We start from the raw sequence: 499 nt of genomic DNA on the forward strand, positions 1-499 counted from the left end.
AGTTTGATTTTTATATGCCTTTTTAACCAATCAAAAGGTCATAAAAGACTATTCTTCTATATCCTATTGCTATAAAGAAAGAGTTGATAGATATTGAGTATATTGTGTTGCCAAAGTGTCGGGGGACATCATGGATAAACAGGAAGAGACGCGTGTAGAGTTCGATTACACAACATTTCTTGGCGCCTCATGCAGTAAAAAATGGACTTTTCTGGAAGCACTCACCACAATTGCGCCAGTGTTCAGTACCGTCTGGCGAGATAGCATTAAAGAGTTGGGCACCCCAGAGGATCGTTTATGGCAGATGGCATTGAAATCAATGTCGACGCGTAAAAGTGATGAGTCGAACATTGTTACCTTACTCAAGCTCGCTAAGCTGGAAGGGATCAATGAGCTCAAAGTGGTGATGCCATATTCACTTGAAGAAGAGCAGATCGAGTATATTGAATCGCGCAGTCATTTAGTGATTGCGGGTAATTCTGGAGAAGAGTTCACGATT

The 499-nt window shown here is 41.3% G+C and carries 1 protein-coding gene; it reads left to right on the plus strand.

The features are described from left to right. Nucleotides 1-130: 130 nt before the first annotated feature. Nucleotides 131-499 (plus strand): transporter (locus tag AB4517_RS14680; RefSeq protein WP_372137397.1); only part of this gene is annotated, 369 nt, incomplete at its 3' end.

Origin of the sequence: Vibrio sp. 10N.222.52.C3, from assembly GCF_041474195.1 — a bacterium.
GTDB classification, from domain to species: domain Bacteria; phylum Pseudomonadota; class Gammaproteobacteria; order Enterobacterales; family Vibrionaceae; genus Vibrio; species Vibrio crassostreae_C.